The organism is Erythrobacter sp. (assembly GCF_011765465.1).
GTDB lineage: Bacteria > Pseudomonadota > Alphaproteobacteria > Sphingomonadales > Sphingomonadaceae > Erythrobacter.
In genome coordinates this window covers 3,025,131-3,050,122 of record NZ_CP050265.1, presented here as the reverse complement: position 1 = coordinate 3,050,122, position 24,992 = coordinate 3,025,131, and the positions used below count along the sequence as shown (strand labels likewise).

25 protein-coding genes, 1 tRNA gene and 2 pseudogenes are annotated in these 24,992 nt (G+C 65.9%); 8 read left to right on the top strand and 20 right to left on the bottom strand.

Going from position 1 to position 24,992, the window contains the following annotated elements:
- Nucleotides 1–77: 77 nt before the first annotated feature.
- Nucleotides 78–284, top strand: a pseudogene (locus G9473_RS14770) (transposase); the annotation flags it as partial.
- Here the strand turns inward: G9473_RS14770 and G9473_RS14765 are convergent.
- Complete coding sequence (locus G9473_RS14765; RefSeq protein ID WP_291134372.1) at nt 248–1,021, bottom strand: IS110 family transposase; 774 nt, start codon at nt 1,019–1,021, stop codon at nt 248–250. The pseudogene G9473_RS14770 and the gene G9473_RS14765 overlap by 37 nt on opposite strands.
- Nucleotides 1,022–1,081: 60 nt before the next feature.
- Between G9473_RS14765 and G9473_RS14760 the strand changes: the two are divergent.
- Nucleotides 1,082–2,057, top strand: a pseudogene (locus G9473_RS14760) (IS3 family transposase); the annotation flags it as partial.
- 45 nt (nt 2,058–2,102) lie between these two features.
- On the opposite strand, the gene G9473_RS14755 reads toward G9473_RS14760, so the two are convergent.
- Nucleotides 2,103–2,189, bottom strand: a tRNA-Leu gene (locus G9473_RS14755).
- 202 nt (nt 2,190–2,391) lie between these two features.
- Between G9473_RS14755 and G9473_RS14750 the strand changes: the two genes are divergently transcribed.
- Nucleotides 2,392–3,354, top strand: coding sequence for a complex I NDUFA9 subunit family protein (locus G9473_RS14750; protein ID WP_291134369.1), 963 nt, complete (start codon nt 2,392–2,394; stop codon nt 3,352–3,354).
- A gap of 15 nt (nt 3,355–3,369) precedes the next feature.
- On the opposite strand, the gene G9473_RS14745 is transcribed toward G9473_RS14750, so the two are convergent.
- Both G9473_RS14745 and G9473_RS14740 read right to left on the bottom strand, forming a co-directional pair.
- A complete protein-coding gene (locus G9473_RS14745; protein WP_291134366.1) occupies nt 3,370–4,596 on the bottom strand; it encodes a hypothetical protein in 1,227 nt (408 codons plus the stop codon).
- Nucleotides 4,597–4,684: 88 nt separating this feature from the next.
- Nucleotides 4,685–5,563 carry a dienelactone hydrolase family protein gene (locus G9473_RS14740; protein WP_291134364.1) on the bottom strand — a complete coding sequence of 293 codons (879 nt, stop codon included), beginning with the start codon at nt 5,561–5,563 and terminating at the stop codon, nt 4,685–4,687.
- 107 nt (nt 5,564–5,670) lie between these two features.
- On the opposite strand from G9473_RS14740, the gene G9473_RS14735 reads away from it, so the two are divergent.
- Entirely contained in the window at nt 5,671–7,854 is a 2,184-nt protein-coding gene (locus tag G9473_RS14735; RefSeq protein ID WP_291134362.1) for a PQQ-dependent dehydrogenase, methanol/ethanol family, read from the top strand.
- Between the two features lie 102 nt (nt 7,855–7,956).
- Nucleotides 7,957–8,343 carry a hypothetical protein gene (locus G9473_RS14730; protein ID WP_291134360.1) on the top strand — a complete coding sequence of 129 codons (387 nt, stop codon included), beginning with the start codon at nt 7,957–7,959 and terminating at the stop codon, nt 8,341–8,343.
- A 10-nt stretch (nt 8,344–8,353) separates the two neighbouring features.
- On the opposite strand, the gene G9473_RS14725 is transcribed toward G9473_RS14730, so the two are convergent.
- The 7 genes from G9473_RS14725 to G9473_RS14695 form a co-directional block, all read right to left on the bottom strand.
- Nucleotides 8,354–8,857 carry a DUF2306 domain-containing protein gene (locus tag G9473_RS14725; RefSeq protein WP_291134357.1) on the bottom strand — a complete coding sequence of 168 codons (504 nt, stop codon included), beginning with the start codon at nt 8,855–8,857 and terminating at the stop codon, nt 8,354–8,356.
- A gap of 75 nt (nt 8,858–8,932) precedes the next feature.
- A complete protein-coding gene (gene purU / locus G9473_RS14720) occupies nt 8,933–9,799 on the bottom strand; it encodes a formyltetrahydrofolate deformylase (protein WP_291134354.1) in 867 nt (288 codons plus the stop codon).
- A gap of 13 nt (nt 9,800–9,812) precedes the next feature.
- Nucleotides 9,813–10,850, bottom strand: a complete 1,038-nt coding sequence (locus tag G9473_RS14715) for a nitronate monooxygenase family protein (protein ID WP_291134352.1) — start codon at nt 10,848–10,850, stop codon at nt 9,813–9,815.
- Nucleotides 10,851–10,861: 11 nt separating this feature from the next.
- Nucleotides 10,862–12,049, bottom strand: coding sequence for a formate-dependent phosphoribosylglycinamide formyltransferase (gene purT / locus G9473_RS14710; RefSeq protein WP_291134349.1), 1,188 nt, complete (start codon nt 12,047–12,049; stop codon nt 10,862–10,864).
- A gap of 11 nt (nt 12,050–12,060) precedes the next feature.
- Nucleotides 12,061–13,089: a sensor domain-containing diguanylate cyclase gene (locus G9473_RS14705; protein WP_291134347.1), complete on the bottom strand. Its 1,029-nt coding sequence runs from the start codon at nt 13,087–13,089 to the stop codon at nt 12,061–12,063.
- A 220-nt stretch (nt 13,090–13,309) separates the two neighbouring features.
- Nucleotides 13,310–14,023, bottom strand: a complete 714-nt coding sequence (locus tag G9473_RS14700) for a helix-turn-helix domain-containing protein (RefSeq protein WP_291134344.1) — start codon at nt 14,021–14,023, stop codon at nt 13,310–13,312.
- A gap of 126 nt (nt 14,024–14,149) precedes the next feature.
- Nucleotides 14,150–15,418 (bottom strand): aspartate kinase, encoded by a 1,269-nt coding sequence (locus G9473_RS14695; RefSeq protein ID WP_291138515.1) that lies wholly within the window; start codon nt 15,416–15,418, stop codon nt 14,150–14,152.
- A 127-nt stretch (nt 15,419–15,545) separates the two neighbouring features.
- Here G9473_RS14695 and ubiG point away from each other — a divergent pair, with 127 nt between their 5' ends.
- On the top strand, nt 15,546–16,283 hold the full coding sequence (gene ubiG, locus G9473_RS14690) for a bifunctional 2-polyprenyl-6-hydroxyphenol methylase/3-demethylubiquinol 3-O-methyltransferase UbiG (RefSeq protein WP_291134341.1): 738 nt from the start codon (nt 15,546–15,548) through the stop codon (nt 16,281–16,283).
- Between the two features lie 4 nt (nt 16,284–16,287).
- Here ubiG and G9473_RS14685 read toward each other — a convergent pair whose 3' ends face one another.
- From G9473_RS14685 to G9473_RS14670, 4 genes are all read right to left on the bottom strand, one after another.
- On the bottom strand, nt 16,288–17,358 hold the full coding sequence (locus G9473_RS14685; RefSeq protein WP_291134338.1) for a glycerophosphodiester phosphodiesterase family protein: 1,071 nt from the start codon (nt 17,356–17,358) through the stop codon (nt 16,288–16,290).
- A complete protein-coding gene (locus G9473_RS14680; RefSeq protein WP_291134336.1) occupies nt 17,337–17,687 on the bottom strand; it encodes an ArsC family reductase in 351 nt (116 codons plus the stop codon). Before G9473_RS14680 ends, G9473_RS14685 begins: the two co-directional genes overlap by 22 nt.
- A gap of 10 nt (nt 17,688–17,697) precedes the next feature.
- Entirely contained in the window at nt 17,698–18,162 is a 465-nt protein-coding gene (gene ruvC, locus G9473_RS14675) for a crossover junction endodeoxyribonuclease RuvC (RefSeq protein ID WP_291134333.1), read from the bottom strand.
- Between the two features lie 105 nt (nt 18,163–18,267).
- Nucleotides 18,268–19,014, bottom strand: coding sequence for a YebC/PmpR family DNA-binding transcriptional regulator (locus G9473_RS14670; RefSeq protein WP_291134330.1), 747 nt, complete (start codon nt 19,012–19,014; stop codon nt 18,268–18,270).
- Between the two features lie 63 nt (nt 19,015–19,077).
- Between G9473_RS14670 and G9473_RS14665 the strand changes: the two genes are divergently transcribed.
- Nucleotides 19,078–19,830: a CPBP family glutamic-type intramembrane protease gene (locus tag G9473_RS14665; RefSeq protein ID WP_291134328.1), complete on the top strand. Its 753-nt coding sequence runs from the start codon at nt 19,078–19,080 to the stop codon at nt 19,828–19,830.
- A gap of 4 nt (nt 19,831–19,834) precedes the next feature.
- Here G9473_RS14665 and G9473_RS14660 read toward each other — a convergent pair whose 3' ends face one another.
- The 4 genes from G9473_RS14660 to G9473_RS14645 all read right to left on the bottom strand — a co-directional run bounded on the left by G9473_RS14660 (nt 19,835) and on the right by G9473_RS14645 (nt 21,917).
- Nucleotides 19,835–20,182, bottom strand: coding sequence for a heavy metal-binding domain-containing protein (locus G9473_RS14660; RefSeq protein ID WP_291134326.1), 348 nt, complete (start codon nt 20,180–20,182; stop codon nt 19,835–19,837).
- A gap of 63 nt (nt 20,183–20,245) precedes the next feature.
- The gene (locus G9473_RS14655) at nt 20,246–21,127 is read right to left on the bottom strand and encodes an SDR family oxidoreductase (protein WP_291134323.1); all 882 of its coding nucleotides are present in this window, start codon (nt 21,125–21,127) and stop codon (nt 20,246–20,248) included.
- A 119-nt stretch (nt 21,128–21,246) separates the two neighbouring features.
- A complete protein-coding gene (locus tag G9473_RS14650; RefSeq protein ID WP_034906602.1) occupies nt 21,247–21,483 on the bottom strand; it encodes a DUF2312 domain-containing protein in 237 nt (78 codons plus the stop codon).
- Nucleotides 21,484–21,599: 116 nt separating this feature from the next.
- Nucleotides 21,600–21,917, bottom strand: coding sequence for a DUF1244 domain-containing protein (locus G9473_RS14645; RefSeq protein WP_291134319.1), 318 nt, complete (start codon nt 21,915–21,917; stop codon nt 21,600–21,602).
- 48 nt (nt 21,918–21,965) lie between these two features.
- Between G9473_RS14645 and pyk the strand changes: the two genes are divergently transcribed.
- Nucleotides 21,966–23,435 (top strand): pyruvate kinase, encoded by a 1,470-nt coding sequence (pyk, locus tag G9473_RS14640; protein WP_291134317.1) that lies wholly within the window; start codon nt 21,966–21,968, stop codon nt 23,433–23,435.
- A gap of 178 nt (nt 23,436–23,613) precedes the next feature.
- On the opposite strand, the gene gltX is transcribed toward pyk, so the two are convergent.
- Complete coding sequence (gene gltX / locus G9473_RS14635) at nt 23,614–24,975, bottom strand: glutamate--tRNA ligase (protein ID WP_291134316.1); 1,362 nt, start codon at nt 24,973–24,975, stop codon at nt 23,614–23,616.
- Nucleotides 24,976–24,992 lie beyond the last annotated feature (17 nt).

The window sequence follows — 24,992 nt, the reverse complement described above, 5'->3', positions numbered from 1 at the left end:
CATGGGGCTCGCTGGTCTGAGCCCCTAGATTTCCTCCAAAGGTGAGTAGAGTCCGGCTCTGAGGAGGAGACGGACGAATGAAGCGGAGCAGGTTCAGCGAGGAGCAGATCATCGCTGTTTTGAAGGAGCAGAAAGCTGGGATGCCGACGGCGGATGTTCGTCGCCGTCAAGGGATCAGCTCGGCGACTTATTATAAATGGAAGTCGAAGTATGGCGGACCGGAAGTGTCGGACGCCGGACGGCTGCGTCAGCTGGAGCAGGAGGCAGCGAGATCTCGAGCTTTGGCGAACTGGCGCCCGGAACCTGCCGCCGCCAGTAGCGCGGTCGAGGCCAGGGGGCCGATGCCTGGCACAGTCATCAGACGGCGTGCGGTATCACTGCGCGCTGCGATGTCTTCGATCTCGCGGTTTATCGTTGCGATGCGCTGCTCAAGTTCCATCATCTCGCCGTGTACCTCTGTCAGGATGCGGCGCATCGAAGCGGTGAGCTCGTTGGTCTCATCCGACAGCACGCGTGGTATCTCGGCTTTGAACTTGCCCGCGCCCTGGTGGATCGCGATGCCATACTCGAGACAGAAAGCGCGCATCTGGCTGATCAGCCTCGTTCGATGAGCGATCATCCGGCCTCGCACTCGGTGGAGTGCTTGCAGGTCGATCTGCTCCGGAGTCCTGATCTCAACGAAGCGCATCGTCGGCCTTGCCACGGCTTCTGCGATGGCCTCTGCATCAATGATGTCGTTCTTGTTCGACTTCACAAAGGGCTTCACGAACTGCGCCGGCACCATCCGGACCGTATGCCCCATGGCCTGCAGCTTGCGAGCCAGCCACTGCGAGCCCGGACATGCTTCCATCCCGACCAGAACCGGCGATGCACGCTCGAAGAACTGCAGCAAGGTCTCTCGTCTGAACGTCGCCTTCTGGATCGGTGCGTGGGCAGCATCGAGGCCGACCACGTGAAAAACTGTCTTGCCGATGTCGATACCGAAAACGGCTGCGTCTCTTGGTTGGTTGCGAATGCTCATATTTACCTCCTTCTCAGTCCGCTGAATGTGCGTGGAAGGACAGGGCGGGTCATCCCATTAGTTCTGACGCCCGGCGCCAGGCGGCAGGCTGTGGCTCATCTCCAGGAAGTATTCGAGGTGAGCCAACGCCGTGCCTGCGCGGTGCTGGGCGTGGACCGGACGATGGTGCGCTATGTCAGTCGTCGGCCCGACGATGCCAAGGCGCGCGAGCGTATCAGGGAACTGGCCAGCCAGCGACGCCGGTTCGGCTATCGGCGGCTCCACTGGCTCCTATGCCGGGAAGGATGGACCATGAACCACGAGAAGTTCCGGCGGCTCTATCGCGAGGAGCGGCTGCAGGTGCGCCGCCGTGGCGGGCGCAAGCGGGCTTTGGGCAGAAGAGCGCCGATGACGGTGCCTCAGGGGCCGAACCAGCGCTGGAGTCTCGAGTTGGGCGCTGCGCGCCCTTCTCCGCTTCGCTACGAATCCGTATCTGATGCCTTCGCTTGCGGGCGCAGGTTCCGGATCTTTGCCGTGGTCGATGACTACAGCCGGGAGTGCGTGCGCCTGATCGCCGATACGTCGATCTCCGGCGCAAGGGTCGGCCGTGAGCTTGATGCGGCTGTCTTCGAGCGGATGGCACGGCCCCACACGATCGTCAGCGATAACGGCACCGAACTCACCAGCATGGCGATCCTGCGCTGGAGCAAGGATCGCAACGTCGAGTGGCACTACATCGCACCGGGGAAGCCGTATCAAAACGGGTTCATCGAGAGGTTGGCCTTTGGCCAGCTTCGCTTCCAACGCACGCCTGCGTGACGAACTCTTGAACGAGACGATCTCCACCAGCCGCGCCCATGCCCGCCAGGAGCTGAAAGCCTGGCGGCAAGACTACAACCACTTCCGGCCTCACTCGAGCCTCAGGAACAGGACCCCGGTCGAGATGGGCGCAGGATCAAGCGGCATTTCATATCGGGGCATGCGCCCGATACGGTTGTTCCCATCACGCCCAGCGATGGGCACCAAAACGGGCCAAGGCTCTACCCCTAGCTGGTAGAAACTTCGGGCTCAGACTAGAGCGTCGCGGATACTGGCAGATAAATGGTGCCCAGAAGAGGACTCGAACCTCCACGGGGTTGCCCCCGCCGCCACCTGAAGACGGTGCGTCTACCAATTCCGCCATCTGGGCACACATCAGAAGCGAAGCCATATCGCCTCCGCGCTTGGTAGGGGGCGCCAATAGCGAGTGGGAGGTCGTCCTGTCAACGACAAGCTCACTAGGCTTCCCCTTCCGTCTCGCCCCTTGCTCCGCGGACCGGATTGACGCATGGCGCGTTGCCAAATCCAACACCCAAAACCGACCCAAGGTAAAGCCAAGCACAAGCGCGACCATGACCAGAACCTCTCCCTTGTTCGATTCGCTCGTCACCGTATTCGGCGGAAGTGGCTTTATCGGGAATTACGTGGCGCAAAGCCTGCTCGAACGCGGCGCGCGCCTGCGCATCGCCAGCCGCCATCCCGAACACAGCCATTCGCTGAAGCCGCTCGCCAATCTCGGCCAGTTGCAGTTCGCGCGCTGCGATATCACTAACGAGGAATCGGTCGCCGCCGCCCTCCACGGAGCGACCCATGTCGTGAACCTGGTCGGCGCGTTCAGCGGCGATCTCGAGAAACTGATGGGCGAAGCGCCCGGAACCATGGCCCGCATCGCCAGGCAGAACGGCGCGCGCGCCTTCGTCCATGTGAGCGCGATCGGCGTCGATGCCTCTTCACCCACCACCTATGCGCGCGGCAAGGCGATCGGCGAGGAGCGCGTGCGCGAGGAATTCCCCGAAGCCACCATCCTCAGGCCCTCGATCGTTTTCGGCAAGGACGACAACTTCCTCAATATGTTCGGCCAGCTGATCCAGCTTATGCCCGTCCTTCCCGTGTTCGGTCCCGAGGCCGAGCTGCAACTAACCTATGTCGACGATGTCGCCGAAGCCATCGCCGTCGCGCTCGAGCACCCCGAGACGCATGGCGGGCACGTCTACGAACTGGGCGGGCCGGAGCGGCTGACGATGATGGAGATCAACCGCCGCATCGCCGCCGCGCAGGGACGCAAGCGACGCTTCGTCGCGATGTCGGATTCCCTGTCGAGCCTGTTCGCCAGCCTGCCCGGCACACCGATGAGCAAGGACCAGTGGACCTTGCTCAAGCCCGGCAGCACCGTGAGCGGCGAACATCGCACCTATGCCGATCTCGGGATCGAGCCCAGGCCGCTCGGCCTGTTCCTCGACAAGTGGATGGTGCGCTATCGCAAGCAGGGCCGCTTCGGGCTCGACAACGTGCGCAGCGACCAGCAGGCGACCTGAGGCGCCGGCTGCGCGCTATTCGCCCCGCGACGCATTGGGGAACATGTCGCGCAGCGACGGGCTGTAAAGCCGCTTGGTCCCCAGCCTTGCGGCTTTCTTCAGCTTGGCGATGCTCTCGATAGAACGGGCGGAAGAAGCGAGCAGCGCGAATTGGGCGCTGTAGACATCCCGGTTCTCGCGCACCCGTTTTTCCATCGCATTCGTCACCTTGAAATCGAAGCGGAAGCAGTGCGCCGAGGCCGGGCACTCGCGCGACAGGGCCTTGGCCCTGCCCTCGGTCCAGTCGATGACGGGAAGGAACAAAGCCATGTCCATCTGGCCCGAACCCACCCCGACCAGCGCTTCTGCCCCGGAGAGGTCCATGCCGGCCTCGGTCGGGAAAGCGACGAATTCCATGGAAGGCCCGCCCTTGCGCGGCAGGAGCAGCGCCTCGCGGTTGGCAAAGGTCTTGCGCTCCCAGCCCTCGCCCTCGCTTTCGAAGAGCGGCACGCGCACGGGCGCATCGAAGACGTAGGACGGGACCTTGGCGCGCCTCTGCATATCCCACAGGACCCAGCCGCGCTGCGCCTCGTCCCAACGCAGGTCGTGGCCCTTGATGCCGAACAGACGCGCCGTCTCGAACTGGCGCAGCGACCAGAGCGCGTGGCCCGCCGCATCCTTTCCTTGGGCGTCGATGGTCCGCATCCGCCCGCCGACATAGCGCTCGAGCGTGCCCTCGGGCGCCTGGGCGAGCGAGCCCTGCACGGCCCGGACGAGCTGCGCGAACAGGGACTTTTCCTGCTCGTCCGCCATCTCGGCAAAGGCGTCCCTGGATATCTGCTGATGGGCGATGATGTCGGCGGCAAGGAAGAGCTTGGCTTCGGCAAGCGCCTGGTCCGCTTTGGCGCAGGGAATGTTCGCGGCCACTTCGCGCATCGGCTTCGCGTGCTTTTCGGTGATGGCGGAGATGTTCGCGTAATAGGCCTCGGCTCCCATCTCAACCGGGGAGGTCCCAGCAATGCCCGGCAGGTCCATCATGTGCCCGATCATCGCGTTTTCGAGCAGGCGGCGATTGGCGAAGTCGAGCACCATGCAGCGATCGTCGATCGCCCGGGCGACGCTCAGCGCCTTGTAATCGGCAATGATCGCCTTGCCCCGTGCATCCGGCTCGGTCTGCGCCGCCCCGTCCTGCGCCGCTGCCGCAGTCCCGGCGAAGGCGCATGCCAGACCGAGGTATCCGATTGCGCGCGCTATCCTGCCCATGTCCCGTATGCCTCCTGTCCGCGATTGCCGCAGGGGCGAGACTAATCAGGGAGCGCCCACGGACCTTGTAAGGATGCGACGGGACCCCTCAGAGCGCTTTTGCGTACAGTTCGAGGAGGTCGGCATACGCCTTTTCCGCGGCGGGCTCGACATAGGCCGGGCTGTCGGGGACGGTCCAACCGTGGTCGCCTTCGTAGACCTCGATCTTGGCCGGGACCGCGGCGAGGCCGGCCGCCTTGGCGAAAAGCAACTTGGCGCTCGGATCCTTTTCGTGGTCGTCTTCAGCGATTGCAATCAGGAGCCGCGCCTCGACATCGTCGAGCATCCTGTGCGGGCTCATGGAATCGTCCTCGCGCACGAGACCGCCGCCGTGGAAGCTCGCCGCCGCCTTGATGCGGCCAGGCACCGCCGCCGCGCTCCAGATCGTGAAGGGACCGCCCATGCAATAGCCCTGCGTGCCGATGCCCTTGCCCGTGTCGACGGCCGCCTGCTGGTCGAGCCAGGCCACCGCGGCCGCCGCATCGCGCCCGATCGCTTCGGCATCGAGCTTTTCACGCCACGGCTTGACCTTGCCGAAGCCGCCTTCGTCGATGAAAGCCGCGAAATCGGCGAACTGCTCGCCCGCAACGTCGCGGTAATAGGGATTGAGGACGAGCACGGCGTAGCCCTCGCCCGCGAGACGCCGCGCCATGTTGCGCTTGGATTCGCGCAAGGAAGCGATGTCGGGCCAGAAGATCACGCCGGGGTGCCTGCCCTCGCTGGGGTGGACGAAAAAAGCGTCCATCGTGCCGTCGGCGGTTTCGAAGGTGACGCCGCTTTCGGTGAGCGCGGCGGCAGCGGGCTCGGCTGCGCCACCGATCTCGCCCGGCGAGCAGGCCGCGACCGCAGCCGCGCCCGTCAACGCCCCGAACCGCCGCCGGCTGATCGCCTGCTTCGCCCATTCGCCCAGTTTCGCCTCGTCGCACATGATCGTCTCTCCTTGGCCCGCCCGGCGCAACAAGTGGCACGCAAGCGGGCGATGGACAACCGCCTGATTGCGCGGCAAGATGGGTTGCAAATGGGAGAGTGAAATCAATGAAGACGATGCGATGGGTCGCGGCGCCGATGGCGCTGCTCGGCGCGCTGGCGCTTGGGGGATGCGACGGGATTTTCAGTGATGCCGTGGCGGGCGAAAGCGGCATCACCGCCGCGATGCTGACAGGCGCGGACGGCGATAGCGCGAACTGGATCACCCACGGGCGGACCTATTCCGAACAGCGCTTCTCGCCGCTCGACGCGGTCAACACCGGGAATGTCGCCGATCTCGGTCTTGCCTGGTTCGCGGACATGGACACCGCGCGCGGGCAGGAAGCGACCCCGCTGGTGATCGACGGCAAGCTCTACGTGACGAGCGCATGGAGCAAGGTCTTCGCCTTCGACGCGGCGACTGGCGAAGCGCTGTGGCACTATGATCCGCAAGTGCCGGGCGAGACCGCGGTCAAGGCTTGCTGCGACGTGGTCAATCGCGGGCTCGCCGCCTGGGGCGACACGCTCTACCTCGGCACGCTCGACGGGCGGCTGGTCGCGCTCGACCGCGAGACGGGCGAGGTGAAATGGGAAAAGTTCACGGTAGACCAGTCGAAGAGCTACACCATCACCGGCGCGCCGCGTGTGATCGACGGCAAGGTCATCATCGGCAACGGCGGCGCCGAATTCGGCGTGCGCGGCTATGTCGCAGCCTATGACGCGAAGGACGGCGAGGAGCTGTGGCGCTTCTACACCGTGCCCGGCGGAGACGACGGAGAGGACGCTCCGGCGCACCTCAAGAAGGCCGCCGAAACCTGGAACATGGACGTGCTCGGCTCCTCCGACGCGATCGGCGGCGGGGGCACGGTGTGGGATTCGATGGCCTACGACCCCGATCTCGACCTGCTCTATATCGGCGTCGGCAACGGGAGCCCATGGAACCGCGCCTATCGTTCGCCGGGCGAGGATGGGACGGGCGAGGGCGACAACCTCTACCTCTCCAGCATTGTCGCGATCCGGCCCGACACCGGCGAATATGTCTGGCATTACCAGACGACGCCGGGCGAGACGTGGGACTTCACCGCGACCCAGCACATCGTCCTTGCCGACATGGAAATGGGCGGCGAAATGCGGCAGGTGCTGATGCAGGCGCCCAAGAACGGCTTCTTCTACGTCATCGACCGCAAGACCGGCGAATTCATCAGCGCCGAGCCCTATGTCTCGCTCAACTGGGCGAAAGGCATCGACCCCGAGACGGGCCGTCCGATCGAGAACCCGGAAACCCGCATCGACAAGACCGGCAAGCCCGCGCTCGTGCTGCCGGGCGCGCTGGGCGGTCACAACTGGCATCCGATGGCCTATCACCCCGCCGAGAACCTCGTTTACATCCCGGCTTTCGAAGCGGGCATGATGTATGCGCCCGAGGCGAACTGGAAGCCCGACCGCGCGCGCGGCTTCAACGTCGGATTCACGCTCGGCGCGGGCGACCTGCCGCCCGGCATGGGCATTCGCCGCGAAGTCGCGGGCACGCTCAAGGGAATGCTGGTCGCCTGGGATCCTGTGAAGCAGGAACCGCGCTGGACGGTCGAGCATCCGGGGCCGTGGAACGGCGGCCTGCTCGCGACCGGCGGCGGGCTCGTCTTCCAGGGGACAGCGGGGAGCGAATTCAACGCTTATGATGCGGCGAGCGGCGAAAAGCTATGGAGCTTTCCAGCCCAGACCGGGGTCGTCGCGCCGCCTATCACCTACACCGTCGACGGCGAACAATATGTCGCCGTGCTCGCCGGATGGGGCGGAGCCTATGCGCTGTCGGTCGACGGCGCGCTGATCGAGCAGAAGGCCCCGGTGCGCAACATTTCGCGGCTGCTGGTGTTCAAGCTCGGTGCGGACGGAAAACTGCCGCCCGAACCCGAACTCGCCGAACTGCCGCTCGACCCGCCGCCCAGCCGCGCTTCGGCCGAAACCATCGCGCTCGGCCAGGCGAAATACGGCCGCTATTGCGCAGTCTGCCATGCTCCGGCCGCCGTCGGCTCGACCGTGCTGCCGGACCTCAGGCGCTCGGGCTCGCTCGGCGACCGGCGGGCGTGGAAGGCCGTGGTGCATGACGGCCTGCTCAAGGACAACGGCATGGCCGGTTTCGCGGACTCGATGAGCGAGGAGGAGATCGAGGCGATCCGCGCCTATGTCATCCACCGCGCGAACGAGGACCGGGAGATGGAACGCGAACGCGGCAAGACCGTCGCGCAGCGCTAGGGCGAACGGGCTTCGCGCCTGAACCGCGGCGGACCGCAAGGTTCAGGAAGAGGCCAGAAAAGCCCGATTACGCTTCCCACTCGTGCGAATGGGGAGATCATCATGCGCTTTCTGGCCTACGTCCTGCCTGCCATGGCCGCAGGGCTCGCGCTCGCCTTGCCGGCGGGCGCACAATCGCTTTGCGACGGGGATTACGAGCTGTGCGCCGTCCATGATCGCGACGGAAAGTTCAAAGGCTACAGCTCGGTGTGCCTAGAGAGAAAACGCACCGCGATTGCCCGGTTGCGCGACCGGCGCGAGCGTTACAATCCGCCGGTCACAGTCCCCCGGGGCATCTATTGTCCCTTCCTTGCGAACAATGGGCGCGGATATTGGAGCACTTACTGGAACAACGGCCAGTTGCCCCCGGTCGCATCCGCCTATGACGCGCCGCTCAACGGACGTCCGTGCATCCCGCGCAACCTGCGGATCCTGCCCGGAGTGCGGTAAGCCTTCGGAACTACCAGCCGAAGACCAACCCGCCGAGCAGCCTGCCGGGGATAAGGGTAAAACCGCCCGCGACCAGCAGGCCGACATAGAGCCCGATCATGCCGCCCCGGTGGAGTCGGATATTGCCGCTGCGTGCGCCCCATACCGCTACGGGCAGCGCGGCGAGCGTCCAGACGGTGAAGAGGTGGATGAAGGAGAACCCGGTCCCCGCGATCCCTGCCCCGGGCGAGCGGATGAAGATGCTGGTGCCGGCCGTTACCAGCATCAGCCCCGCCCAGGTCCGCCCCAGCGCCTTGTGCCGCCCATCTCCCTTGCGCCGAAGAAGAATGAAAGGCCCGAGCAACGCTGCGGCGAGCGCGGTCGCAAGGTGGATGAGGATCGGCACGGTGAGATCGTCGCCCGCGCTTCTCCCCGCGCTCGAAGCGAAGCCCCCGCCAAGCGAGGCGAGCGCCGTCAGGCCCGCGGTGATCGCGATGGTGAGAAGCAGCGTGACAGCAAGAGAAGTCCGGGTCATCGGCGATAGTCTTATGACATATCTTAACTGACCGAACCACCCCGCTCTCTTCGAAGATGCGCCCGCTTGATAGTTTCAGGGTCGGAATACGACCGTGCGATTGCCGTTGATAAGCACCCGCTCCTCGACGAACAGGCGGACCGCCTCGGCCAGCACGCGGCGCTCGATGTCGCGCCCCTTGCGAACGAGATCGGACGGGGTGTCGGCATGGGTGATGCGCTCGACGTCTTGATGGATGATCGGGCCCTCGTCGAGATCGCCGGTCACGAAATGCGCTGTCGCACCGATGATCTTGACCCCGCGTTCGTGGGCCTGATGGTAGGGGCGCGCGCCCTTGAAGCCGGGCAGGAAGCTGTGGTGGATATTGATGCAGCGCCCCGCGAAATGCGCTGCCTGCGCGTCGGAGAAGATCTGCATATACCTTGCGAGCACGACGAGGTCCGCACGATTCTGAGCGGCCAGCGCCCGCACGGCATCCTCCTGCCCGGCCTTTGTCTCGGGCGTGACGGGCAGGTAGTGAAACGGGATATCCCCGATATCGCTTCGTATGGCGACCTCGCGCGGGTGGTTCGACACGATGGCGACGGGCTCGATCGCAAGCTCACCCGCGCGCCATCGGTAGAGCAGGTCGACCAGGCAGTGATCGAACTTGCTGACCATGATGATGACCCGACAGGGGCGATCCTGCCGGACCATTTTCCAGTCCATCGCGTGCTCCTGCGCGAAGCCTGCGAAGTCCGCTTCCAGCTGGCCCACCGTCGTGCCGTCGGGATCGAAGGCGACGCGCATGAAGAAACGGTCGCCCGCCGCCGAGCCGGAGCGATCGTTGAATTGCTGCGCTTCGAGGATGTTGCAGCCGCGCTCGAACAGGAAGGCCGTGACCCTTGCAGTGACGCCGGGCCGGTCGGCGCAGGAAAGCGTCAGGATCAACGAGCCCTCCATCGCGCGGATCGCATCACGCCTTGCGGCGAGTCAGCGCCTCTTCGCATTCGTCCATCAGCTGGGCGATGATGTCGGCGACCGGTTCCTCGGCCTTGACCATGCCGACCGACTGACCCGCCATGAGCGAGCCGTTTTCGACATCCCCGTCGATCACTGCGCGGCGCAGAGCGCCGGCCCAGTAGTGTTCGACCTGCAACTGCGCCTCGGCCATGGCGATTTCGCCGCGGTCGAGCGTGCCCGCGATCTCGCGCTGCTTTGCGGTGAATTCCTCGGTCCCCTTGTTGCGCAGCGCGCGCACCGGAATGACGGGTAGGCGCGGGTCGACCTGCACGCTGGCGATCGCATCGCGGGCCGAGGCGCGAAAGAACGCCTTCTTGAAATCGGGATGCGCGATGCTTTCGCTGGCGCAGGCGAAGCGCGTGCCGAGCTGGACCCCCGCCGCGCCCATTTCGAGATAGCCCGCGATCGCCTGTCCGCGCCCAATGCCGCCGGCGACGAAGACGACGTGCTCCTCGGACAATTCCGGAAGCATTTCCTGCGCCAATACGCTGGTCGAAACGGGGCCGATATGGCCGCCCGCTTCCATGCCCTCGATCACCAGCGCATCGGCACCTGAGCGCAGCAGCTTCTTCGCGAGCGCCAGCGTCGGCGCGAAGCAGATCACCTTGGCAGGGTTCGCCCCACCCTTGATCGCCTCGACGCTGCCCTTGGGCGGGATGCCGCCTGCGAGGACCACGTGGGTCACGGCGTGTTTCTCGCACACCGCGATGAGGTCGAACAGGTCGGGATGCATGGTGATGAGATTGACACCGAAAGGCCGGTCGGTGAGCGCCTTCGTCGCCGCGATCTCGCCATCGAGCAGGTCGGGCGTCATCGCACCGCAGGCGATCACGCCAAAGCCGCCGGCGTTCGAAATGGCCGATACGAGATTGCGCTCGGACACCCAGCTCATCGCACCGCACATGATCGCGGTCTCGCAGCCGAGGAATTCGGTTCCGCGCCGCATCAGCGCGGTGGTCTTGGGATGGCCGGTCTTTGAATGGGTCGTCATGGGAAGCGCGCTTAGGCAGGTCCGCCGCGATAGGCAATCCGCACTCTGCGGGTGGCGCTTTCGGCAAGCGCGCGCGCCCTGTCGGTGTCCTCGCCGCGGGCGAGCGCGACTCCCATCCGTCGAAAGGGCCGGGTCGTGGGCTTGCCGAAGATCCGCACATCGGCGCTTTCGTCCACCGCCAGCGCCTCCTCGATCCCTTCGAAGGCGAAATCCTCGCTGTCGCGATCGGCGAGGATGACCGCCGAGGCGGCCGGACGCGCAGCGATCGCGGCCGGGACGGGCAGGCCAAGGATAGCGCGGGCATGGAGGTCGAATTCGGTCAGGTCCTGCGAGGCCAGCGTCACCATCCCGGTATCGTGCGGGCGCGGCGACAATTCGGAGAAGATCACCTCATCCCCCCTCACGAAGAATTCGACTCCATAGAGCCCCCAGCCCCGGCCACCGCCCTCGAGCGCCATCACGATCCTTTCGGCCATCGCCTGCGCATCGGCGAGCGCCCGGGCGCTCATCGCCGCGGGCTGCCAGCTCTCGCGGTAGTCGCCGCGCTCCTGCCGGTGGCCGATGGGCGGGCAGAAGCTGATGCCGCCCCCGTGACGAACCGTGAGCAGCGTGATCTCGTAATCGAAGGCGATGAATTCCTCGACGATCACCCGCGCACGGTCGCCGCGCATATTGGCGCAGGCATAGTCCCAGGCTTCCTGCAGGCCCGCTGCGCTTTCGACCTTGCTCTGGCCCTTGCCCGAGGAGGACATGACCGGCTTCATCACGCAGGGAAAGCCGGCGTGCACGGCGGCCGCCTCGACCTCCTCCATCGTGGTGGCGTAGCGATAGCGCGAGGTGACAAGGCCGAGCTCGCCTGCGGCAAGGTCGCGGATCGCGTCGCGGTTCATGGTAAGCTGCGCGGCCCGGGCCGAGGGGACGACGTTGAAGCCTTCTTTCTCGAGATCGGCCAGGATTTCGGTGCGGATGGCCTCGATCTCGGGCACGATCAGGTCGGGCCGGTGCTTCTCGGCCGCCGCGCGCAGCTTTTCGCCGTCGAGCATGGGGAAGACTTCGCAGGCGTCGGCGACCTGCATCGCAGGCGCGCCTTCATAGGCGTCGCAGGCGATCACCTTCGCGCCGAGCCGCTTGGCCGAAATGGTGAATTCGCGGCCGAGTTCGCCCGAGCCGAGCAGCAGAATCGTTGCAATATGTGCCATGGAAAGGACGCTTAGCGCCCGCTCGCGGCAACTCCAAACGTCCGATTGGCACCGAGTTCCATCGCTTCCGTCGACCGGGCGGGGGCACGACGGTGATCGAGCGCGCGCCCGACTTGCATCCCGCCCGCCGCCCGCGCGATGACGAGCCCGAGCTCGGCCTGTCGGAGCGTGAGGTCGACCGAATGTTCGACTGCGGCAAGGCCCGCGCTCGCCGCGACATGGGGCATCCGCGCGGACGAAGGAAGCGCGAGCGCGGCGAAAGTGCGCAGCACGTCCTCGGCCCAGTCCTGCGCCTCGCGCTGGGTCGTCCCGGGCAGGATCACGCCGAAGCGTTCGGCATCGAGCTGGCCTAGCACGTCGCCGGGGCGCACCATCGTCTCGAGGAATTTGGCGAAGCCCCACAGGAATTCATCGAGCGTGTCCTGCCCGTATTGCATGAAGATCGCGCGCATCCGGTCGATCGCAAAGAGGGCAAGAATGGCCGGCTTGCCGGAACGGGCGCGATCGCGCGGTTGTTCGATGCAGCGCGCAAGGCTCGCGGTGAAGGCGCGGCGATTGGCGAGCCCTGTGAGCGCATCGGTCGTCGCGCGGGCGTGAAGTTCGCTTTCGAGCGTGCGCAGGTGCTGGACCGAACGCATCAGGCCGATCGCGCCGAGGATCGCCCCGCCCTCGGCGTGCAGCGGGCGCAGGGTCAGCCGATACCAGCGCTGGTGTCCGCCATAGGCGCATTGTCCGGCGGAAGGGCAGGTATCCTTCTCGCTGCAAAGGCTCACGGGGAATTCGAACGAGCTGTTGCCCGCCTCTCCCGCCAGCACCTGGCTGGCGAAGCGGTCGACCGCCTGGATATGCTCCGGGTCGGCAAGCTCGCAGATATGCGGCATCAGCAGGAGTTCGGCCGGATCGAAGCCGAGATCGGCGGCGTTGGCCGACGCATGGACGATGAACCCCCTGGCATCGAGCTTGATAACAATATCGCCCGCCGCCTCTTCGAGAAGGCCATGCAGACTGCGACCTTCCGCGTCGCTCCAGTTTTCTATCATGCCGATTGCCCCCGGCTTTTTTGCGACCCACAACCGCGAAGTTGCGTAATGGAAAACTTACATTTTGCTTGCGGGCTTTCCCCTTTTTCCCGCAAGGACTTCACGCCCGCCACCCGCCCGGGCGGCAGAGGTTAACTAACTGAACTAAAAAACGAATCAGTCAGTAATTTCGTTTACCATAATTTCGCGGAGCGGATGTGAATCCAATAGGTAGGATACGCTAGGAGGCACCGTCGAGTTCGATCATGATGCGGATATTCCGGGGCAAAGTCCCGAATGCCGAGGCAATACGTAAGCGACATTCCTGAACCACCGCGAGCCCCGCATCGCGCTCGGGCTGTGCGGAAAGTTCCTCGCTCGGCACACCCAGTGCCGCCGCGATCGCATCGAGCCGTTCGGGCAGCGGTTTCGCCTTGCCCTTCTCCCATGCCCAGACGGTCGGCTTGCTGACGCCAAGCACCGCGGCGACTTCGGCCAGGGTCAGCCCGCGTTCGCGGCGCAGGCGGTTGAGCCTCATACCGAAAGGTTCACCTTGCGAAAGAGGAAGCGCGCCTGGAACGGCGCCGGTCGCGTCAGGCAGGTCGATGCGCGGATCCATCCCGCGCAATTGCGCCGCGGCCAGCGCCGCGCGCGGAAGCGTTTCTTCGAAAGCGCAACCGAACAGGCGATTGCTCTGCCAGACGATGACGGCATCGACAGGCCCACTCTCCGGCAGGTCGATGGCCAGCGAATCGCCCTCGGCAAGGTCAAGATCGGTTTCGAGAAGGAGCCCGGCCGCCGACAGGTTGTGGATCGTGACATTGGCCTCGAGCCCGCCGGGGACGACGCCGCTTGTTTCCAGGCGAAGGGACCTGCGCGGCTGGCTCCGCTTGCTTTCGCTCTCCCCGGTATTGCCCACCGGGCGCGAGGGTTCGAGATGGGCTTTCAAGGCCATTCTATGCGACTCCAACGAATGAGCCGCCGTGATCGATCCAACCTTGTTAAGAAGGAGTTAGTGCCCTTCCTTATACGGGTCAGTCCGAGGCTGCCGAACGGCAGGTCGCCGCCCCAGTCCTGTCAGTCAGTCGTCAGCGTCGAGGCCGTAGGCGGTGTGCAGCACGCGCACGGCGAGTTCGGTCTCGTCCTCGTCGATCATCACGCTCACCTTGATCTCCGACGTGGAAATCGCCTGGATGTTGATGCCCCGATCCGACAGGGCGCGGAACATCGTGCTGGCGACCCCGGCATGGCTCTTCATGCCGACCCCGACGACACTGATCTTGGCGATCTTGCTGTCGGTGATGATGCGGTTGAAGCCGATTTCTCCGCGCCGATCCTCGAGCAGGGCCTGCGCGCGGGCGAGATCGGCCTGGGGCACGGTGAAGGTCACGTCGGTCTCGCCCTTGTCGCGCCCGACGTTCTGGATGATCATGTCGACATTGATGCTTGCTTCGGCGAGCGGCTCGAAGATGTTCGCGACCGCGCCGGGCGTGTCGGGCACGCGGGTGAGGATCACCTTGGCCTCGTTCTTGTCATGCGCGATTCCCGTCACAAGCTGGCGTTCCATCAGGCCCTTCTCCACCAATTCATCCATTTCCTCGTCCGACACGATCAGAGTGCCGGGCAGGTCGTCCGCGGGCGGCGCGTCGTCGCCGATGAAGCTTGAGAGCACCTGGATCCGCACACCTTCCTTCATCGCGAGCCCGACGCTGCGGGTCTGGAGTACCTTCGCCCCGACGCTCGCGAGTTCGAGCATTTCCTCGTAGGTCACCGCCTTCAGCTTGCGCGCCTTGGCGACGATGCGCGGGTCGGTCGTGTAGACGCCGTCGACGTCGGTGTAGATGTCGCAGCGGTCCGCGCCCACCGCCGCGGCGACCGCGACCGCCGAGGTGTCCGAGCCGCCCCGACCCATCGTCGTAATCCGGCCCTCTTCGCTCACCCCCTGGAAGCCGGGAATGACCGCGATCTCGCCGCGTTCGAGCGCCTCCAGCATCTCGGGCGCCTCGATCGTCTCGACCCGCGCCTTGGCATGGGCGCCGACGGTCTTCACCGGCAACTGCCAGCCGAGCCAGCTGCGCGCCTTCTCGCCCAGCGATTGCAGCGTGAGCGCGAGCAGGCCGCTCGTCACCTGTTCCCCGCTCGCTACCACCACGTCGTATTCCGCCGGGTCGTAGAGCGGGTTCGCCTCGCGACAGAAATTGACCAGCCGATCGGTCTCCCCCGCCATGGCGCTGACCACAACGGCGACTTCGTTGCGGCCCGAACCGTGTCCCGCTGCCTGCGCCCGGACAAGCCCGGCCACCCGTCGGATCCGCTCGGTCCCGGCCATCGACGTGCCGCCGAACTTCATCACGATGCGCTGCGCCGGATGGGCGGTCGGCTTCGAATGCGGGGGCGCGTCAGCCACGGTAATCATGCTCCTGCTGGCAGGTTCGTCGGGGCGCTGTTAAGCAAGCGCCCGAGGAAAGGCAAACGACATGGCGACACGCGGCGCAAGCACCACCATCCGACCCGAGGAAGCGGAACACTTCGCAAAGCTTGCGCGCGATTGGTGGGACGCGAAGGGGCCGATGGCCTCGCTCCACGAGGTCAACCCGGTGCGCCTCAAGTTCATCCGACAGGCGATGGATTCGCACTGGCCGGGCGCGGCAGGCAGCGCGAAGCCGCTCGCTGGCAAGGCGGCGCTCGACATCGGCTGCGGCGCGGGGCTGGTGTGCGAACCGCTCGCGCGGCTGGGCGCGGACGTTACCGGGGTGGATGCCGCGGCGGAGAATGTCGCGGCGGCGAGCGCCCATGCCGAAGGCGCAGGGCTCGACATCCGCTACATGGCAGGCGAGGTGGCGGAGCTCGACATCGGCACCTTCGACCTCGTCACCTGCCTCGAGGTAATCGAGCACGTCGCGGACAAGCGCGCTTTCCTGTTCGACGTGACCCAGCGCCTCGCGCCGGGCGGGCTGCTCGTCCTATCCACCCCCAACCGCACCGCCGCCTCGCGCGTCCTGCTGGTCGGGGCGGCGGAGGCGGTCGGCTATGTCCCGCGCGGCACGCATAAATGGAGCGATTTCGTCACGCCCGAGGAGCTGCTGGAACTGCTCGAAGAGGTCGGGCTAGAGGTAACCGAGCGGCGCGGGATTGCGTGGGGCGCGGGCAAGGGGCTTCACCTGTCCGACAACGAGGCGCTGAACTATATCCTCGCCGCGCGGCGCAATGGCTGAAGCCTCAGCGCGAACACGCCGCCGAACGGTCGCCCTCAGCGAGCGCGACGAGATCGGCGGGGTTATCGGTGAAGACGCCGTCGACCTCGGCCTTCACCAGCGCATCCCACACCGCATCGTAGCAGCCTATGGTCGCCTCGCCTCCGTCGCGGCGGGCCGAGACGGGCAGGAAGACATTCTCGCGGCGCAGGGTCCAGGGGTGAACTTCCAGCCCCGCCGCATGGGCATCGGCGACCAGCGCGGTGGGCGTCCCGTCGGAATTCAGCACGTGGCCCATGAAGGGTCCGATCCCGTCGGCAAAGGTCGCGACCTCGGCAAGGCCGGTCGGGGTCATGATCTCGCCCCAACGCATGGTCGGTTCGTCATAGGGGCCCCCTTCGGAAGAGATGAGGAGGATAAGCGGCACATCGACCAGCTTGTCGAGCCTTTGCAGCGGGCCGACCTCGAAGATCTGGACGAACACGCGCGCATCCGCACCGTCCAGCCCGAACTGGCGCAGTTCGCGCACGAGCAGGTCGACGACGTCGACGCCCTCCTGTTCGAGAAGAAGGGTCGGGTGCTTAAGCTCTGGATATAGCCCGACCTTGCGGCCCGTCTCGGCCTCCTTGGCGCGAACGAGCTGGACGATCTCGGCGAAGGTTGGGATCTGGTAGAGCCCGTTGAAGGCGGTGTTGCCGGGCCGCACGGTCGGCATTCGCTCCTTGACGCGAAGCGTGCGCAATTCGGCGAGGGTGAAATCCTCCGCGAACCACCCGGTGACGCGGCGGCCCTCGATGTCCTTGGTGCGCCGGCGATCCTCGAATTCGCGGCGGCTGGCGACGTCGGTGGTGTCGGACAGCTCCGTTTCGTGACGGGCGACGAGGACAAGATCCTTCGTCACGACGAGATCGGGCTCGATATAGTCCGCCCCCTGATCGATCGCGCGCTCGTAGGCGGCGAGCGTGTGCTCGGGCCTTTCGCCGGATGCGCCGCGGTGGGCGACGATCAGGATGTCTTCGCCCGGAGCCGCGTGGGCAGCCGGGGCGAGCAGGGCCAGCGCGGCAAGCCCGAGCGTCAGGAGAGGCTTTGCGACCATTCGTCTTCCTTGAAACCGATGAGGATGCCGCCTGCGTGTTCCACGACGGGGCGCTTGATCATGCTCGGATGCTGGACGAGCAAGGTGACCGCCGTGTGACTGTCTTCGGCAAGCGCCTTGTCATCGTCCGAGAGCTTGCGGAAAGTCGTCCCACGCCGGTTGACCACGGTGTCCCGGCCCTTGGCTGCGATCCACGCCTCGACCTTGGCAGGGTCCGCTCCTTCCTTCTTGAAGTCATGGAAGGTGTAGTCGATCCCCTGCGCGTCGAGCCATTTCCGCGCCTTCTTGACCGTGTCGCAATTGGGGATGCCGTAAATCTCGACCGTCATTCCTCTCTCCTCATCTTGCGTGCGCGTCGGCAATGGCGACCGCGAGCGCATCCGCCGCATCGGCCCCGGCGATCGCCGCACCGGGCAGCAGCACCCCCAGCATCGCCTGGACCTGTGCCTTGTCCGCCCCGCCCGTGCCCACGACCGACTGCTTGACCCGGCGCGCCGCGTGTTCGCGCACCGTCAGGCCAGCTGCCCCGCACGCCGCGAGCACCGCGCCGCGGGCCTGCGCGAGCTTCAATGTCGATTGCGGGTTCTTGTTGACGAAGACCTCCTCGCAGGCCGCGCGGTCGGGCCGGTGCTCGGCGATCACGGCGGCGATAGCGCACTGTAGGGCGGCGAGGCGTTCGGCCATCGGCGCGGCGCTGTCGCTCGGCACCTGCCCGTTCGCCACGTGGACGAGCCGCGCGCCGTCGCTGCGGATCACGCCCCACCCGGTGCAGGACAGCGAGGGATCGAGGCCGAGGATGATCACGCCCGCCCCGCCGTCATTCGAGTCCGAAGCGCAAGCCGACCCGCCACAGGAAAGCCGTCAGGAAGGCGGCCCCGAGCGCGAGCGCGAAGAGCCACTCGAGGCGGCTCACGCCCCGAGCTTCTCCATCACCTCGTCGGGTATCTCGTAATTGCCCCACACGGTCTGCACGTCGTCATCATCGTCGAGAGCGTCGATCAGCTTCAACAGCGTGCCGGCATGGCCCTCGTCGAGCTGCACCGTGATGTTGGGCTTCCACGCGAGCTTGACGTTCTCCGCCTCGCCCAGCGCCTTTTCGAGGTCGCCCGCGACCTGGTGGAGGTCGTCCGCCGCGGTCCAGATCGTGTGCCCGTCTTCGCCGCTCTCGATATCGAGCGCGCCCGCCTCCATCGCCGCTTCGAGCACCTTCTCCTCGTCGCCTGCCGAAGCGGGGTATTCAATGAGGCCGAGCCGTTCGAAGCCGTGCTGGACCGAGCCTTCGGTGCCGAGATTGCCGCCGTTCTTGGCGAAGCAGGTGCGCACGTTGGTCGCGGTGCGGTTGCGGTTGTCGGTCAGCGCCTCTACGATGATCGCACTGCCGCCGGGGCCGTAGCCTTCGTAGCGCACTTCCTCGTAATTCTCGTCGTCCCCGCCCGATGCCTTGTCGATCGCGCGCTGGATATTGTCCTTGGGCATGGACTGCGCCTTGGCGTTGTTCACCGCAAGGCGCAGGCGCGGGTTCATGTCGGGATCGGGCGCGCCCATCTTAGCGGCCACGGTGATTTCACGCGAAAGCTTTGAAAACAGATTGGAACGTTTCTTGTCCTGTGCACCCTTGCGGTGCATGATGTTCTTGAATTTGGAATGGCCTGCCATGGGGACTCTTCATCAGCGGGTGTTGAATGAGCGGGTGTTGAGTTCTGGGGGCCCATTAGCCGCATGACGGGTGAAATCACAAGTGGCCGCGCGGGCGAGATCCTCGCGCCTAGCCTGCGTGGGCAATGGGCGCGGCTGTTCGCGTTCCTGCGGCGTCCGGCGCTGCCCGAGCGGTTTGCAAGCGCCGCCGTTTCGGCGCGGATCGTGGGGCGGCTCTACCTGCTCGACCTTGCCTTCATCCTCGCCTTCGGTCTCGCGCTGATTTCCGCCGAAGCGGCGGGCATCGCATTTCCCCAGAACCTCAATTCGACGCTGGAGCTGAATGCGGGGACAATCCTGCTGTTCGTGGTCATAGCCCCGGTGCTGGAGGAAGTCGCGTTCCGCAGCTGGCTGTCGGGCCGACCGGGAACGATTGTAGCGCTGCTGTGGGTCGCGGCGGGGGTCGGCGTGCTCGTCCTGTCCGGACCGGGAGAGGGCCTCGCCGGGCCGATCGCGGCCTTCGCCTGTCTCGTCCTCGCGATCGCGCTGCTTGTGCTGCTGCGAAAAGCCCCGCGGCTGCCGATGTTCGAACGCCGTTTCGGCTGGTTCTTCTGGGCCAGCGCCATCGCCTTCGCGCTGGTCCACCTCGTCAATTACGAGGAAGGCGCGCTCGTCATCCTGCTGCCGCTGCTGGTCCCGCAATTCGTGCTCGGGACGATGGCAGGCTATGTCCGCGTGCAGTGCGGACTCGCTTGGTCGATCCTGCTCCACGCGGCGCATAACGGCTTTGCGGTCGGCATGGCGCTGCTCGCGCTCTCGCTCGCGCCGGGGGGCTGAAGGGTCAGACCTTCACCGCGGTCCCGCTCGCGCTCACCATCAGCATGGAGCCGGTGTCGCCGATCACCTCGTAATCGAGATCGATCCCGACCACGGCATTCGCGCCGCGGCTCGCCGCCTCGGCCTGCAGTTCCTCGATCGCTTCGTCGCGCGCCTGCTGCAGGATGCGCTCGTAGCTGCCCGAACGCCCGCCGACGATGTCGCGGATATTGGCGAAGAGGTCGCGGAACAGGTTCGCGCCGACGATCACCTCGCCCACGACGATGCCCTTGTAATCCTGGATCGGCTTGCCCTCGATCGTCGGGGTGGTCGTGACAATGACGCCGCGCGCGTCCTTCCATTCGCCTGGCATGAATCCTGTCTCCTTGTGGCTGGGGCGTGTGTGTTATTCGCACAATACACGAAGCCCCACAAGTCAGCCGCTCACCACGCTTCCGCCATTGGGGTGGAGCACTTGTCCGCTCATGTAGGAGGAATCCTCGCAGGCGAGGAACAGGAAGGCGGGCGCGACCTCGTTCGGCTCGCCCGGGCGGCCCATGGGCACGCCAGTGCCCCAGTCGTCCATCTCCTCTTCCGGCATCCCGCCGCAGGGGTTGAGCGGGGTCCAGATCGGCCCCGGCGCGACCGCGTTCACGCGAATGCCGTCATCGACGAGGTTGCCGGAAAGCGAGCGGGTGAAGGCCGTGATCGCGCCCTTCGTCGCCGAATAGTCGAGCAGGATCGGCGCGCCCTTGTACATCGTCACGCTGGTGCAATTGACGATGGTGGCGCCCTCCTTGAGATGCGGACGGGCGGCCTGCGCAACGTAGAACATGGAAAAGATGTTCGACTGGAAGGTGCGCTGCAATTGTTCGGGCGTGATGTCGGTCACGTCGTAGTCGGGATGCTGCTCACCCGCGATCTGGATGACGCTGTCGATCCTGCTGAAGCGTTCCATCACCGCATCGACCAGTTTCTGCGCCTCGCCCGGCGCGCCGAGATCGCCCGCGATCGTGAGCACCTCGGCCCCTTCCGCCTCGCACAGCTCTTTCGTCTTTGTCGCGTCGTCGTGTTCCTCGAGATAGGAGATTGCGATGTCCGCGCCTTCGCGCGCGAAGAGCACCGCGGTCGCCCGCCCGATGCCGCTGTCACCGCCGGTGACGATCGCTACCTTGTCCTTCATCCGCCCGGAGCCGGGATAACGCGGCTGCCATTCGGGCTTGCGCTCGAGCGCGCTTTCGTGGCCGGGAAGGTCCGGTTCCTCGGCGATGGGTTCGATGAAGGTCGCCTGGCTGCTGCCTTGCTGTTGCTGGGTCATGATCCTGCCTTTCCTTTGCGGTTTGCAGGATCAATGAGGCGCTCCGCGCTGGTGTTCCGCCGGGGCCGACCGGGCGGGGCCGCCCAGCGACGACCCGCACGCATCGACCCGACGAAAGATCAACCCATGCCGAGCGCGGCCTTGTAGGTTTCGAGGATCGTCTCCTGTTCGGAGCGGTCGTCCGGCTTCATCTTCCGCAGGCGAATGATCTGGCGCATGATCTTGGTGTCGTAACCGACCGCCTTTGCCTCGGCATAGACATCGCGGATGTCGTCGGCGATGCCCTTCTTCTCTTCCTCGAGGCGTTCGATGCGCTCGATCAGCAGGCGCAGGCGGTCGTCGGTGGCTTCGGCCATTTTCGTGAGGTCTCCGGTTCGGGTGAGAATCGTTTCAGGCCACCGGATAGGCAAAGCCAATCAGGCGCGCAAAGGCCGCTTTCCACAAGTCGGGAGAAAGGGCGGGGATAATTCGCCTAGCGCGTGTCGGGCGCGTTCTTCGCCACGCTCGCCTGCATTGCGGCGATCTGTTCGGGCGTCGCCTCGCTCTGCCGGGTCGCCTTCCATTCGTCCATCGGCATTCCGTGGATGAGTTCGCGCGCGGCCGCCTTGTCGCCGTCGAACCCCGCATCGCGGATCCAGTCGGCAAGGCAATTGCGGCAGAAGCCCGCAAGCCCCATCAATTCGATGTTCTGCGCGTCGTGGCGGTGGCGCAGGTGCCGCACCAGCCGGCGAAAGGCGGCGGCCGCCGCCGCGTCGTCGAGTGCGTCCAGCGGGTCGATTTCGTCGCTCATCGTGGCTTTTCCTTGAGTTGCAAAACTGCTGTGCCATAGGCGTGCCCCATGGCGAAACGCGATCAGGCAAGGATCGACCCGCGCGGTCGCAAGGTCAAGATTCTGGCGACGATCGGCCCGGCGAGCCGTTCGCCCGAAATGCTCCGCCGCCTGTTCCGCTCCGGGGCCGATGCCTTCCGCCTCAACATGAGCCACGGCAGTCACGACGACCACGCGAAAGCGATCCGGGCGATCCGCGCGCTGGAAAAGGAATTCACGCGGCCCATCGCGATCCTCGCCGACCTACAGGGCCCGAAACTGCGGGTCGGCACTTTCAAGGGCGGCGAAGCGGTGATCCGGCACGGCAGCCATTTCACGCTCGACCGCGACCCGACGCCGGGCGATGCGAGCCGGGTGTGCCTGCCCCACCCCGAACTTTTCGGGATCCTCGAACGCGGCCAGCGCCTGCTCATCAACGACGGCAAGATCCGCCTCGTCGTGCGCGAGGCGGACGAGAACGAGATCCGCTGCTCGGCCGAAGTCGGCGGGGTCATCTCCGACCGCAAGGGCGTCAACGTGCCCGATGCCGAGGTGCCGATCCCGGCGCTGACCGAAAAGGATCGCAAGGACCTGGCCTTCGCGATGGAGCAAGGGGCGGACTGGGTCGCGCTCTCCTTTGTCCAGCGACCCGAGGACATCGCCGAGGCGCGCAAGCTGATGGGCCGCGGGGGCGCGCTGTGCGCCAAGATCGAGAAGCCGCAGGCGGTGAAGCGGCTTTCCGAGATCATCGAGCTGTCCGACGGCATCATGGTCGCGCGCGGCGATCTCGGGGTCGAACTCGAACCCTTCGAAGTTCCCCCGCTGCAGAAACGCATCGTCAACGCGAGCCGGGTCGCGGGCAAGCCGGTGATCGTCGCGACGCAGATGCTCGAATCGATGATCGAGAGCCCGATGCCGACACGCGCGGAAGTCTCCGACGTGGCGAACGCGGTCTATGACGGGGCCGACGCGGTGATGCTTTCCGCTGAAAGCGCGGCGGGCGAATGGCCCGAGGAATCGGTCGCGATGATGGACCGGATCGCGGGCCAGGTCGAACGCGACGAAGGCTACGTGGAGAGGGTGCGCTTCCTCGAGACGCTGCCCGATGCGACCACGTCGGATGCGCTCGCCCATGCCTGCATGACCATCGCCGACACCGTTCCGATCAGCGCGATCACCGTCTTCACCTCCTCCGGCGCGACCGCCCGCCGCGTGGCGCGCGAACGGCCCGCCACGCCGATGCTGGTCCTGACCCCCTCGATGCGCACCGCCCGTCGGCTCGGCCTTCTATGGGGCGCGCACGCGGTGGCGACGAAGGACATCGGCAGTTTCGAGGAAATGATCGGCAAGGGCCGCCGCATGGCCCTGCGCCACGGATTCGGACAGGCAGGGTCGAAGCTGATCGCGCTTGCCGGCGTGCCGTTCGGAACGCCGGGGGCGACCAACCTGCTGCATATCGTGACGCTGTCGGGCGACGAGCTGGAGCGGCATGGGGGTTAGGGGGCATCTGGACCGGAGAACCAGTCTCCCCTCATCGCCGCCCCGTGCTCCTTCGCTTTCGCACTCGAAACCAGACGTCTGTCGGGGTCAGTCATAGGCGCGGATGAGGCCGAAAAAGCCAGGCCCCTTGTCAAGCACAGGGCGGCGAAAAGCCTTCTTGGACTACCCGTAGAGCGGACTAGGCGCCCGCCGCAAGCTCAAGCCGCGCCCGCGCCTCGTCCTCGCCGATGAGGGGGAGCAGTTCGCCCATGTCGGGGCCATGGTCCATGCCGGTCAGCGCCTGCCGCAGCGGCAGGAACAGTGCCTTGCCCTTGCGGCCCGTCGCCTCCTTCAGCGCGGAGGTCAGCGCGCCCCAAGGGTCATCGCCCCATTCGAGCGTCCGTGCCGCCTCGGCGAGATAGGCCCGGTCTTCATCGAGGAAAGCCGGCCGGTCGATGGGCCCGGTGACGAGCCGCCACCATTCCTCGGCCTCGGCCACGGTTTTCACGTTTGGGCGAACGGCGTGCCAGCCGGTCTCGTCCATCCCGGCGGGCAGCCGCTCCTTGACCGCGTCGAACGGCATCTGGTGGACGATGGCGGTGTTGATCCGGTCGAGCTCGGCCTCGTCGAACTTCGCAGGGGCACGGCCGAAGGTCGTCAGGTCGAAACTTTCCATCAATGCCGCGCGGTCCGCAACAGGCTCGACGGGAAGCGACGTGCCGAGCCGCGCGAGCAGGGCTATGATCGCCTCCGGCTCGATCCCCCGCTCGCGGAAGGCATCACAGCCGAGCGAGCCAAGCCGCTTGGAGAGCTTGCCTTCCTTGCTCACCAGGAGCGCTTCGTGGGCGAAATCGGGAACGTTTTTTGCTGCATCATGCTGCGCAGCAAATTCTGCAGCATGAAGTGCGGTAAACATCTGAATCTGAACGGCAGTATTCGAAACATGGTCCTCCCCGCGCAGGACCTGCGTCACGCCCATGTCGATATCGTCCACCGTGCTCGGCAGCATATAAAGCCATGATCCGTCGGCGCGGCGGATGACCGGGTCCGACAGCAGGGCTGGGTCGAATTTCTGAGTCCCCCGGATGCCGTCTTCCCATGTAATCGGCTCGTCATGATCGAGCCGGAAGCGCCAATGCGGGACGATCCCCTCCGCTTCTTTCGCGGCGCGCTCGTCATCGGTCAGCGACAACGCCGCGCGGTCATAGACCGGGGGGAGGCCGCGGCCGAGCTGGATCTTGCGCTTCAGTTCGAGTTCCTGCGCCGTCTCGTAGGCGGGATAGATCCGCCCTGCCGCCCTTAGCGCGTCGAAGGCGGCCTCATAGCGATCGAGCCGTTGCGACTGGCGTTCCTCGCGGTCCCAGTCGAGCCCGAGCCAGGCGAGATCCTCGCGGATCGCGTCGACGAATTCCTCGCGACTGCGCTGCGCGTCGGTGTCGTCGATCCTGAGGATGAAGCTGCCGCCGGCCCGCTTCGCCAGCATCCAGTTGTGGAGCGCAGTGCGGATATTGCCGACGTGCAGGCGGCCGGTCGGAGAGGGAGCGAAGCGGGCGGTGGTCATGCCGCTCGCGGTAAAGC